The sequence below is a fragment of the Fimbriimonas sp. LA-C6 genome, assembly GCF_055398105.1.
Window position 1 is genome coordinate 376,156 of sequence record NZ_AP038796.1, and the last position, 11,358, is coordinate 387,513.

Annotated in this window: 10 protein-coding genes; 1 reads left to right on the plus strand and 9 read right to left on the minus strand. The window is 53.5% G+C overall.

Annotation, left to right across the window (positions count from 1 at the left end):
• Positions 1-71 precede the first annotated feature (71 nt).
• The 3 genes from ACZ51B_RS01805 to ACZ51B_RS01815 form a co-directional block, all read right to left on the minus strand.
• Positions 72-497: a hypothetical protein gene (locus tag ACZ51B_RS01805; RefSeq protein WP_464295520.1), complete on the minus strand. Its 426-nt coding sequence runs from the start codon at positions 495-497 to the stop codon at positions 72-74.
• Between the two features lie 582 nt (positions 498-1,079).
• A complete protein-coding gene (locus tag ACZ51B_RS01810) occupies positions 1,080-2,366 on the minus strand; it encodes a dihydrolipoamide acetyltransferase family protein (RefSeq protein ID WP_464295521.1) in 1,287 nt (428 codons plus the stop codon).
• Between the two features lie 145 nt (positions 2,367-2,511).
• Complete coding sequence (locus ACZ51B_RS01815; protein ID WP_464295522.1) at positions 2,512-3,426, minus strand: phenylalanine 4-monooxygenase; 915 nt, start codon at positions 3,424-3,426, stop codon at positions 2,512-2,514.
• Positions 3,427-3,572: 146 nt separating this feature from the next.
• On the opposite strand from ACZ51B_RS01815, the gene ACZ51B_RS01820 reads away from it, so the two are divergent.
• Positions 3,573-5,888 carry a glycoside hydrolase family 31 protein gene (locus ACZ51B_RS01820; RefSeq protein WP_464295523.1) on the plus strand — a complete coding sequence of 772 codons (2,316 nt, stop codon included), beginning with the start codon at positions 3,573-3,575 and terminating at the stop codon, positions 5,886-5,888.
• A 45-nt stretch (positions 5,889-5,933) separates the two neighbouring features.
• On the opposite strand, the gene ACZ51B_RS01825 is transcribed toward ACZ51B_RS01820, so the two are convergent.
• The 6 genes from ACZ51B_RS01825 to ACZ51B_RS01850 form a co-directional block, all read right to left on the minus strand.
• On the minus strand, positions 5,934-6,179 hold the full coding sequence (locus ACZ51B_RS01825; protein WP_464295524.1) for a hypothetical protein: 246 nt from the start codon (positions 6,177-6,179) through the stop codon (positions 5,934-5,936).
• Positions 6,176-7,057, minus strand: coding sequence for a prepilin-type N-terminal cleavage/methylation domain-containing protein (locus ACZ51B_RS01830; protein WP_464295525.1), 882 nt, complete (start codon positions 7,055-7,057; stop codon positions 6,176-6,178). Before ACZ51B_RS01830 ends, ACZ51B_RS01825 begins: the two co-directional genes overlap by 4 nt.
• The gene (locus ACZ51B_RS01835; RefSeq protein ID WP_464295526.1) at positions 7,054-9,225 is read right to left on the minus strand and encodes an alpha-amylase family glycosyl hydrolase; all 2,172 of its coding nucleotides are present in this window, start codon (positions 9,223-9,225) and stop codon (positions 7,054-7,056) included. Before ACZ51B_RS01835 ends, ACZ51B_RS01830 begins: the two co-directional genes overlap by 4 nt.
• Positions 9,222-10,247 carry a LacI family DNA-binding transcriptional regulator gene (locus ACZ51B_RS01840; RefSeq protein ID WP_464295527.1) on the minus strand — a complete coding sequence of 342 codons (1,026 nt, stop codon included), beginning with the start codon at positions 10,245-10,247 and terminating at the stop codon, positions 9,222-9,224. The genes ACZ51B_RS01835 and ACZ51B_RS01840 overlap by 4 nt, the downstream gene beginning before the upstream one ends.
• A 163-nt stretch (positions 10,248-10,410) precedes the next feature.
• Positions 10,411-10,815: a response regulator transcription factor gene (locus tag ACZ51B_RS01845; protein ID WP_464295528.1), complete on the minus strand. Its 405-nt coding sequence runs from the start codon at positions 10,813-10,815 to the stop codon at positions 10,411-10,413.
• Positions 10,816-10,996: 181 nt separating this feature from the next.
• Positions 10,997-11,353 carry a response regulator gene (locus ACZ51B_RS01850; protein ID WP_464295529.1) on the minus strand — a complete coding sequence of 119 codons (357 nt, stop codon included), beginning with the start codon at positions 11,351-11,353 and terminating at the stop codon, positions 10,997-10,999.
• Positions 11,354-11,358 lie beyond the last annotated feature (5 nt).

An 11,358-nucleotide genomic window follows, 5' to 3' on the forward strand; every position in this document is an offset into this window, starting at 1 on the left:
ATCTACAAAGCGTAGGCAATCCGCGTGAGAGCAAAAAGTGGAAGAGTTCGAACAAGGCCATGCCTCTTGAGCTACTCTTTAAGATCGTAACTAATGACGACCCGACTGGAAGACTTACCTTCACACACTTTGCGGATAGTAAACAAACCATTGCTGACCCCGGCCTCCGTGGCAAAGGTCGTAGCCACCATAGAGAAAGAAGCCTCTTGCCGCAACTTCTTGCCCGGAAGCTCCTCCAGAATGTAGCAATACAAATACCGTTCGCCTGACCCATATTCCGCTAGCAAAACATAGTGGGTGTGGTGACTCCACTCATATTTCCAGGTCTTCACACGGTCGTGCGGGAACCCGCTCTTTACATCCACCCACTTCTTGCCAGCACAGCGTAGTCCCGGAAAGTCGGATTCAGGAGTCCACTGCCAAGCTTTCCCACCTTGGCTCGGAGAACACCCGGCACCGAGCGCAAAAAGACATACAGTTGTTGTAATCAATGGCATAAGAACGTCTATTCTCCTCTACTTTCCTCTCAATCAGAACGGCAACCCAAGCTTTATATACTTCAAGTATGTTAAGTGATTCTTTAATACCAATTCCGTGAACCTGACACAACACAATCCGATAGCCAACCACAGTGACTTTCACTCAAAGCACAAAGCCTGAGACTCACCTGAACACCGTGGCCACTTCAATGCCGGCCAGGAGCGATCTGATAAGATGTGGCTCTCATTTTTTTCACCCAAAATTGGCCTCCAAACGCCCCAAAAACCCGAAAAAACCTCAAAAAACACCCAAATTTTAGTACTATTTTTCTCCAAATCCCGCCCCCCGTATCAACCTCCGAACCACCCACAAACTCCCCAAACACACCCATCCACCCCCCAAAACCACCCATTTCCCAGGTTCAAACCCAGCCTTTAGCCCCACAAACCACCATCCCCCAAATCTGTCCCGTATCATCACGCACAAGCCACGAAGCAAACGGAGCACTTTGAAAAACCTGTTTTCAGAAAATCTGAAAAAGAAATACAAAAAAGGCGGTCGTCAAAAACGACCGCCTTGTTCGAGATGTCTGGGGAGACCTACTTGAAGAAGTCGAACTTCTGAAGTCGGTCTCGGAGGGAGGCTAGGAACTTACCAGCGAGCTGGCCGTCCACCAAGCGGTGGTCGTAGGTCAGAACCAAGTTCATGATCGACCGAATCGCGATCGCGTCATCAATCACAACCGGCTGCTTTACAATCGCGTAAGTGCCTAGGATTCCAGACTGCGGAGCGTTGATCATCGGCGTTCCGAAGCTGGCACCGTAGGTGCCTGGGTTGGTCAGTGTGAACGTTCCACCCTGCACATCGGTTGGCTTCAGCGAGTTCGATCGAGCAGCCTTGGCGATCCCTTCGAGGTCGCGGGCGATGTCGATCAGGGTCTTGCTGTGGCAATCTCGAATAACTGGAACAATCAGACCGTCCTCACCCTTCGCACCCAGCGAAACGGCAACTCCGATGTGAACACCCTTGGTCTTCACAATGTTGTTGTCCGGCATAAGCGCGCTGTTCATCAGCGGGAACTCAAGAATGCTCTCTGCAAGCGCCTTGATGAAGAACGGAGTGTAGGTGAGCTTAACGCCGTAAGTCTCGATGAACGATTCCTTGTTGCGCTCGCGGAACTTAACCATGTTGGTCACGTCGCAAGGAACAATGGTCGTGACCGTTGGAACCGCGGAAGACCGGACCATGTGGTCAGCAATCATCTTGCGCATACCAGCCAGTGGCACGATCTCTTGATCAGGGCCAGCTACGGTTGGTGCAGCAGGCTTGGGTTCTGGGGCTGCTGGGCGAGGGGCTGCGACGGGGGCAGCTGCCGGGGCGGCCTTTCTTCCCGAAGCAATGTAAGACTCGATGTCCTTCTTGGTTACTCGTCCACCTTCGCCAGTCCCTGCAAGCGCGGAGAGTTCTGCGTCGCTGATGCCCTGCTCTTTGGCAATGGACTTCACGACAGGGGTGTACCACTTCTTCTCCCCACTCTCAGAAACTGGAGCAGGCGCAGAAGCGGGTGCGGGTGCAGCCTGGGCTGCTGGGGCCGCGACGGGTGCTGCCGCAGGTGCGGGTGCTGCAGAGGCGGTGTCTCCTGCCTTCGCGCTCTCGTCGATAATTCCCATCGCCTTGAAAACCTCTACAGGACTTCCTTCAGGGATGAGAATCTTTACAAGGATTCCGCTGGCGGGCGCAGGTAGTTCGGTGTTGACCTTATCGGTCATGATCTCCACTACCGGCTCGTCTTCTTTGACGAATTCACCCTCTTTTTTGAGCCATCGGCTAACCGTTCCTTCATGGACCGATTCGCCGAGCTCGGGCATCAAGATCTCCACAGGCATGTGCCAAGTTTACCGGTGAACTACACTCAGATGAGGCTGCCCAATGAACGAGTAGTGCCCAAGTCGGCCGTTTTCCCTAATTTTCGACCGTTTCGGACCAACGAAAACACCACTCTTTCTAATTTTCTAAAGCGACCCGCGCAAATTAGGCGTGCAAGAAGCTCCGAATGTCCTCTTCATTCACCACAGGTTCACCCGGCGCAACGTTGTCCAGCTTCCCTTCTTTCATCCAAAGCTCAAGTTGATTCACCAACTCGAACAGGTGATCGAACGACTCAACATAGAACAGAAGAGGCTGATAATGGTCGATCTCGAACGACTGATTGATCACCCATTCAAGCTGAATCGGGTACCGCTGAACCTCTGGACTTTCGATGCAGTGCTCAATCTCGCCGTAGGAACTGAGCAGCCCGCTACCATAAACCTTCATGCCGTTCTTGGAATTCATCAGGCCAAACTCGATGGTAAACCAGAAGAACCGGGCCATCGCGCGAATGATGCTTGTGATCTTATGGATTCGCTCTTCCTCGTTGTCGATGCCCTTGGCGAGTTCCACTGCCGTATGCGCACAGTCCCCAAAGCGCACTAAGGCATCCGCAAACGCCTTGTCGGTGTGCATCGGTACGTGGCCGGCGATGTCGTGGAAGATGTCGGGTTCAGGAAGGTAGTCCAACTTGTCCGCTTCGCGGATGGTGATGGTCGTCGGGAACTCGCGGTTGCGGAGGCAGTCGAAGAAGATGAACGCGGGCACGTACCCACTCACGGGCTTTGCTTTGAATCCGGTGAGCGGGTTGAGGAACTTGTTGACCTCTTCCAGGGATGGAACGCTTTCTGGATCAAGGCAAAGTGAACCTATTCCCCTTAGAAACCACTCGTTGGCGTACTTCTCCCACCGAGGTTTCATGCGGGCGTACAGCCGCCGCCACGCCTCGTGGTTCTCGTCGGAATACAACTCGAAAGGTTGTGTGATGTAGAGCTCACCATGGGCACGGGCCGCTTCGATGAAGGGTGCGTGGTTGGTGGTGAGTCCGCGTAAGGCCTGAGCTTCTTTGCTCGTCATAGTCCTATTTTGAATGAGTTCGGCAAGTTTTGTAGGTAATGCCCCGTAACCTTCACAAGAACCATGGGCGTTCAGTTACATTTCCATATTTGATAGACACCGGATACCTCGACTATCTAGGTAATAGAAGAGTAGAATCCAGCCGCATGCGACGACCACTGCTATACCTTGCCCTGCTAACAACGGCCACCTATGCTCACGGTCAAACTGTGAAGGCTGTTGGCCGCTCCCTTCAACTCGCCACTTCCAACGGCAAAGTCGTGGTTTCGGCAGTGGAGCAGGATGTTCTTCGCATCGAGTTTCACCCGACGGGTGTTGCCAGCATCCCGACCGATGTGATGGATCCACGAGGTCTGCGGCGTGCTCGTGCTATTGGGATTGCTTCAGGCTCACAGTTGAAGACATCGCAGTTGTTGTGCTCAATCTCTGGAACCCAGCTTGTGATATCGGATTTGAACCAGAAGCAGGTTGCTAGCATCGATCTTGCAGCTCTCGCAGAGCGGTCCGTAAAGCTCACCCACCCCGACGGACAGAACTTGTATGGGATGCGTGGAAACGGACTCTTCACGCCAGCAGACAGCCGCACCGACCTCTCCGCAGGCATCCTTCGCAACGGAGGGGCACACGTTGCGGCCGGGCAGCAGGGGGATGGTGGCGCGCCTTTTGCCTTCAGCACCAAGTGGGGTCTGTTTGTGGACTCGGTGGACGGCGACTTTTTAACTCCTTCGTCCACAGAACTCACCTTCAAAGATGGCTCTCGTAAAGATATCGAAGCCTACTTTGTGGTGGGTGCTCCCAAGCGTTCGATCGCCGCTCTTACCAACCTAACGGGTAAGCCTCAGATGCCTCCAAAGTGGTCGCTTGGGTTTATGAATAGCCAGTGGGGTACGGATGAGAAGAGCGTCACTTCCCTAGTCGCCCAGTACCGCGAGAAGCGCATCCCACTCGACTGCTTCATCCTTGATTTCGACTTCAAGGCGTGGGGTGAGGACAACTATGGCGAGTGGCGTTGGAACAGCACCAACGGTCCGGGCAACGTTGGCCCCATGAAGTATCCGAACGGGCAAAGCGGTCTGTTTGGAAAGAGAATGGCCGAGCAAGGCGTTCAAATCGTGGGCATCATGAAGCCGCGCATCCTGATTGAGAACTCGGACAAGAAGCCAACCAAAGCCGCCCTCGAAGCGACACAGAAGGGTTGGTGGATGCCAGGTAAGAAGCCTTACGAGGACTACTTCTCGCACCGCCTAGCCAACGACTTCGACTTCTCCAAGCCCGACCTGCGAAAGTGGTACTGGGAGCGTTCAAAGAACCTGTTCGAGACAGGAATCTCGGGGTGGTGGAACGATGAGGCCGATGGCGGATTTGATAGCTTAGGTCACTTCCATATGCAGCAGTCTCTATTCGAGGGGCAGCGAAGTATTTCCAAGCGACGAGTGTGGTCCATTAGCCGCAACTTCTATAGCGGAGCCCAACGGTTCTCATACGGAATCTGGTCGGGGGACATCAACACTGGCTTTGACAACATGGCCGATCAGAGGGCGCGTATGTTGATGCTTTTGAACCTAGGACAGCCGCACTGGAGCATGGATACCGGTGGGTTCATTGGGCACCCTAGCAACGAGAACTACGCCAGATGGATGCAGTTCGCCGCCACCGTCCCCATCATGCGCGTACACGGTTTGATCGGCGAATTCCGGCAGCCTTGGGTGTATGGTCCGGTCGCCGAGAAGGCTGCCACCCAAGCCATCCGCTGGCGCTACTCGATGCTTCCTTCCCTATACTCTTGGGAGCACGAAGCTAGTCAAACCGGTGTTGGTATTGCCCGCCCCCTCTTCTGGGAGTTCCCCGAGGACCCTAAGTGCGCCAACATCACCGACTCTTGGATGATGGGAGAAGGCTTGCTGGTTGCGCCGATTGTTGATGCTGGCCAGACCAAGAAGACGGTGTACCTACCGGAAGGTTCCTGGTGGGATATGTCTGGACGCCAGTGGTACCAAGGCGGTCAGACGATTGAGCTCAACACCGACTCCAAAACTTGGTCAGACACACCTATGTTTGTGAGAGCAGGCACCATCCTCGCAACTCAGCCAGTGCTCCAATACACCACAGAGCATCCGGTAGAGGAGATCACTTTGGACGTCTGGCCAAGCGCCACCAAACCAGCCCGATTCGAAGTGTACGACGACGACGGTCTGACCACCGCAAACGAGCGAGGAGCGTTCTTCAGCCAGCGAGTAGAAGCCGTTTTGAACAAAGACGGGATCGAAATCAAGTTAGGCATTCCGAAGAAGGGATACACAACCTCGATCAAGAGCTACCGCCTCCGCATCCACCAGGCAGTCGCAGGCGGATTGGTCACGTGGAACGGAGTCTCAATTCCCTCCCGCGGTCAGGATGACTACCGAGAAGTAGAGATCCCAGCAGGTGAAGCTGGCAAGCTCACCCTCGTGAATGCTCACTGACAAAAAAGTCGGCTACCTCGTTGGAGGTAGCCGACTTCTGCTTTCTTACTTCCCAGCGGGTTTTCCGCCTGGATACTTCGCTCGCATGTCTGCTTCTGGATTCGGTTGCGCGCTCATCCCACGTTCTTGGTAGAAGGCCTTTGCTTTGTTATAGCGTTCGACCTCTTCCTGTTTCGTCGGGGTGTCGGGGGCTGTCGCCTTGGAGAAGTACATGAAGCCGATTCCAAGGACTACAACTGCGGAGACGGTGGCAATGACTGCCACCAATGGGGCTGGCAGTGGCTTTTTCAATTGGGTGCACCTGGCTCGCCTGGCATCGGACAATCGCCATCAGATGCTGACCATCCGGAGTCAAGGCAGGAGAAACCGGTGTCCCAATAAGAGTCCAAGGAACCAACCCACCATGCTCCACCTTCTTTGTAGCCTTTCAGCTTGATACCAACTTTCTTGCCATCGGAAAGCCTCGTTCCGTTCATAGCAGTAAATTTGGCGTGACCATCGGCATAGGAGAAGTTGGAACCGTTGAACGACTTCATTTCGACTTCTCCGCAGCAGTCTGCCGGGGACCCAAGGGTTGCCTTATCGTCGGTGCGGAGGTTGTCGATCTGGATGTTGTAGTACCAGCTTTCGTGCTTCCATGCGTCGGGATCGTTCGGATTCGCACCGGTTCGGCGAGGGCCGATTGCAACGGTGTCTGCCGGAAGCGGAACCGAAGTGCTGCTCAACGGAGCTTTACCTACAAATCCACCCCAATATCCCGGAAGTACCTGGGTGCTTCTGAAGAGGTTGCTTGCAACTCCGTAGCTCCTTCGAGCCATACCGTATGTCGTTTGCCACTTCGTACCTCCATCTGTCGGAGCTTGGAAAAGTGCGTAGCTCTTTACGTATGGGTAAACGAGCTTGTCGAACGACATAGCGTCTTCTGGGTCTCCGCCACCGTTTGACGGTCCGAAACCAAGTCGCACTTTGGGTGGAAGCATGTCATCCGAATCACCCTGATACATGATAGTGGCCAGACCCAGCTCTTTAATGTTACTGAGATCTGAGATCTTTTTAGCAGCTGACTTCGCTTGGGCGAAAACAGGGAAAAGGATAGCGGCAAGGATCGCGATAATCGCGATAACTACAAGTAGCTCTATGAGCGTGAAGGCTCTTCTTCGAATCATCATTTGCTCCAATGGGGGATCTTTAACGAGTGCGTTACGAGGGATGAATGGGATCGCTGCTTTGTGGACTTTGATCCGAGGCCGTTTGAAGCAGGTGCGAGCACTGAAGCTTCCAGCGGCGGGATTGTTAAATTGATTGTTCGTCCCGTAAGCGAAACCTTCGCTCCGGTAAGGGTGTCGATCATGCCTTGGGAGAGCATTGAACTGGCCGCAACTCTCTCTGGCAGTAGGAAAGAAATCGTCTTTGATTCCGTACTACGATTCCCTACGACTACAAGAAAGTCGCCAGAATCGTCAACGCGGGCGTATGCGAATACATTTGCTACTCGATCCGCAAAAAGGGTGACTGGTTCTCCGGATTGGAGGGCTGGTTTTGATTCGCGCAAGTGGATCAGCTTTTTATAGAACTCCAGCATTGCATTGCTTGAATTAGCTATATCCCAGCGCATGGCTCGTCGGTTATCGGGATCGCGATCCCCTTCCATGCCGAGCTCTTCTCCGTAGTAGATACTCGGCGCACCTACCCAGGTGAACTGGACGGTAGCGGCTAGCTTTTGGAGGCGTTGGTCGCCTTTACAGAGTGTTAAGAACCGAGGAGTATCGTGGCTACTCAGGAGGTTCATCATGTTTCGGGAGACCTGCGGGACGTAGCTGTTGTATAGGCTTGTCAGCGAGTTCATGAACTCTTCCGCGTTCGTATTCTTCTCAGCGAAGAAGCGAACGCAGGCATCTCGGAACCGATAGTTCATGACCGAATCCCACTGGTCGCCCTTGAGCCATGGATTGCCGTCTCCCCAGACTTCTCCGACAATCCAAGTGGCAGGGTCATTCTTCTTAACGTGGGTACGCATCAGCTTCCAGAAGCGTGAATCGACTTCGTTGCCTGTATCGAGTCGAATCCCTTCGAGGGAGCCGTTTGCTTTCCAAAAGTCGAGAACGCTCAGGAGGTACTGGGTGGTTTCGGGGTTGAGCGTGTTCAGTTTGGGCATCGAAGGGTAGTTGAACCAGGCCACGTAGTTGGGGTTCTCTTTGACTTCGATTGGGAACGACTTGGGGTAGTACCAGTTGCGGAATTTGGAGTCCGCACCGTTCTTCTTAAGGTCTTCAAAGCCGTAGAAATTGGTTGCGGTGTGATTGAACGCGAAGTCCATCACGGTGCTTATCCCTGCTGTCTTAAGGTCTTTGGTTAGTTTGAAAAACTCTTGATTGGTTCCAAATTCGGGATCGATCTTCTTGTAGTCGGTTGCGTCGTAACGGTGGTTGGACGGTGATTGGAAGACGGGTGTGAAGTAGATCGCTTTGATTCCCAGATCTTTGAGATAGGGGATCTTTTGGTCTACGCCTATGGCATCGCCTCCGAAGCGGTTGGAGTAAGTAGGCTTGCCGTCCCAGGGGACCACGTCTTTGGGATCGTTCTGTGTGGATCCGTTTGCAAAGCGATCTGGGAAGATCTGGTAGATCACTGTCTTCTCGACCCAGCTAGGGACAGTGAACGGCTTGAACTCTTTTGCTTTGAGGACGAATCTGGCTGGGTTGTCTAATCCCTTTGAACCGAATTCGGCAATCTTGTCTCCGTCACGAAGCTGGAAGCGATAGGCGAGATCGTCTTTGAGGTCCCATTTGAGTTTGACGTTGTAGGTGGAGTAGAGCTCGTCTGTGGTGAGCAGGTTCATGGGACGGCGAATTCCGCCACAATCGACCCAAACCGAAGCAAGGTCGTTGGCACGTGCTCTGAACCTGAGTTCGATTTGTCCTTTGTCGTAGTTGATCCAAGGCAGTTCTTGCTCGTGGCGAAGAGCGCTGGCCGCTATGACCCCGTCGTTCGGGTTTGCTGGCGTCGCGTAGTCTGGAGGGAGCACCACGAGGACGGAGTTGATGTTTCCTCCTCCGTCGCTTTCGTTCTTGGTTGCCATTGGATCGAGAATCCAGTTGCTGCCATCAAGAACGAACTTGTACTGGTGCTTGCCGTATGGCAAAGAGAGCTTGAGGCGCCAAGTTTTGCCGTCTGCATCTTCCTTCATTGCCTGGGCATCTTTATCCCAGTTGTTGAATGTGCCTGCCAGATTGACCTTTGCGACCTTTGTGGGTGCTTTGAAGATGAACTCGTGGACTGTTACGTCTTTCTGGGTGACGTCTTTCTGAAGGGTGAGGAGGATGAATGCAGTGATCATCTTGCAACCTCCTTTGTCCGAACGGAAGAGCCCCGGACTTTGAGTGCGCTGGGGATGATCACGCGGCGGTCAGCTTCGCTGGTTCGGTCTTCGATAGATGCTAGAAGTTGATCGCATGCGACGCGCACAATCTTGTCGATGTTCAAGCTCATGGAGCTTAGGCCGCATTCAAGGAGTTCGCAGAGACTGGAATCGTTGAAGCTGACGAGCCCTAGATCGTTGGGGATTCTGAGTCCCACTTCCCTTGCGGCTAGGACCACGCCCATGGACATGAAGTCGTCGAGGATGACGAGTGCGTCGGGGCGGGATTCGCTTCGCAGGAGTTGGACTGCGGTAGTGCGAGCTGCTTCGGAGCCGAATCCGCTGTGCCAGATGAGGTGTTCTGACTGGGTGCCTCGGATGGCGCGCTGGTAGCCGATGATGCGATCATCGGAGACAGTGATTCCCTTTCGTCCGGCAAGGATTCCGATGCTTTTGTAGCCCTGTTCGATGAGGTGCTTGGTTGCGATCTCGGCTGCGAGGACGTTGTCGTTATCGACGCTGTAGATGGAGCGGTTTCCTACGGGGTTGCCGATGAGGACGAATGGGAACTGGTCCTGCTGAAGTTTGTGAATCCGTTCGTCTCGGGCTTCGCTTTCGACGAGGATAAGACCATCGACTCGCCGGGTGCGGAGCATATCGTCGTAGATGGCGGACTGGCTGGACTCGCTTGAGACGGTGTCTAGGCAGAGATGGTAGGGGGTGCCGCTTAGGTAGTCGATGATTTCGGCAGTGAGGCTGGCGAAGAAGGGATCATTGGTGAGTCCGCCTAGTGGGCGTTGGACTACGAGGCCGATCATGCCGGCTCTTTTGCTTCGGAGGGATCTAGCCCTCATGTCGGGCTGGTAGTTGTGGGCCTTCATCACGCCGTTGACACGGTCTCGGATGGAGGGTTCTACTTTTTCGTCGCCTGCTAACACACGAGACACGGTGGCCTGCGATACGTTCGCAATTCTGGCTATGTCTTGTTGTGTTACCCTCATCGGCTTTTCCTAGTCTCGTCAGTGAGAATACGAATTCTTGAAAGTGATGATAACACAAGAATACGAATTCTCAAGCATTTTTAGAAAATATTCAGATGAGCAACAAAAAAACCGGTTTGCCTGCTGGCAAACCGGTTTCTTGCAGTCGGGTTACAAAATCTCGTTAGATATCGTATCGCTTAGGTCCGCCGGAATCATCGTTTCCAGCAGCAATTCTCTTGACGAAGGTGACCAACTCCATTGGGTTGAACGGCTTCGTCAAGTACATGTCGGCACCGTAGTGGTAGCCTTCAAATACGTCTTTGTCCTGAGCTTTCGCCGTCAACATGATGACGGGTAGGTTCTCAGTCTCTGGTTCTCGGCGTAAAGCCTTTAGCACTTCGAATCCGTCCATGTACGGCATCATCACGTCTAGGACGACAAGATTAGGCTTTTCAGATCGGATCTTTTCCAAGCCTTCTTTACCATCGAATGCGGTGACAACGGTGTAACCCTGGCGCTCTAAGTTCACCTGGATAAGGCGGACAATATGGCGTTCGTCGTCACAGACCAAAACTTTCAGGGGCATGCGGTTCTCCTAAGCATCTAACTCCTATGGGTTGAACGGATGCTACCTGAAGAGTCCGTCAGTGTCAACAAGCGAACGCACATCTTAGGGGCAATCCTGGTTATGAAATCGTAATTTCGCAGTTGTGACGTCTCTTTGGGGGTGGTTGGTTCGTTTGTTGGGGTCACTTCCCTGTTGATCTTCAAATTAGTTCTAGGGCCAAGAGGATTTCTGAGAGGGTGCCATCGAGGAGGAAAAGATCGGCTCCATGAGCGTAGGCATCGAAGGCTCTGTTTTGGTGATGGGGTGCTCCGAGCATGAGGATTCTCACGGGGTCGTTTTCTGGGTCGTTACGGATTTGTCGGAGGACGTGGAAGGTGTCTAGGTCTTCGAAGGTTGTGTCGAGGAGGACGACTTCGGGCTTTTTGGTTTTGACGGTTTCGATGCAGGACGCTGAGGTGAAGGAGCGTACGACCGTGCAGCCGCTCTTTTTGAGGGAGTGTTCTATGAGACTTACGGCACTTGGGTCTCGGTCGTAAATCAAGACCTTGCGAGGCATGGCTT

Excerpts from the sequence above, each read along its gene's own strand:
- ACZ51B_RS01805 (WP_464295520.1), bottom strand. The coding sequence starts at position 497 with ATGCCATTGATTACAACAACTGTATGTCTTTTTGCGCTCGGTGCCGGG.
- ACZ51B_RS01810 (WP_464295521.1), bottom strand. The coding sequence starts at position 2,366 with ATGCCTGTGGAGATCTTGATGCCCGAGCTCGGCGAATCGGTCCATGAA.
- ACZ51B_RS01815 (WP_464295522.1), bottom strand. The coding sequence starts at position 3,426 with ATGACGAGCAAAGAAGCTCAGGCCTTACGCGGACTCACCACCAACCAC.
- ACZ51B_RS01820 (WP_464295523.1), top strand. The coding sequence starts at position 3,573 with ATGCGACGACCACTGCTATACCTTGCCCTGCTAACAACGGCCACCTAT.
- ACZ51B_RS01830 (WP_464295525.1), bottom strand. The coding sequence starts at position 7,057 with ATGATGATTCGAAGAAGAGCCTTCACGCTCATAGAGCTACTTGTAGTT.
- ACZ51B_RS01835 (WP_464295526.1), bottom strand. The coding sequence starts at position 9,225 with ATGATCACTGCATTCATCCTCCTCACCCTTCAGAAAGACGTCACCCAG.
- ACZ51B_RS01840 (WP_464295527.1), bottom strand. The coding sequence starts at position 10,247 with ATGAGGGTAACACAACAAGACATAGCCAGAATTGCGAACGTATCGCAG.
- ACZ51B_RS01845 (WP_464295528.1), bottom strand. The coding sequence starts at position 10,815 with ATGCCCCTGAAAGTTTTGGTCTGTGACGACGAACGCCATATTGTCCGC.
- ACZ51B_RS01850 (WP_464295529.1), bottom strand. The coding sequence starts at position 11,353 with ATGCCTCGCAAGGTCTTGATTTACGACCGAGACCCAAGTGCCGTAAGT.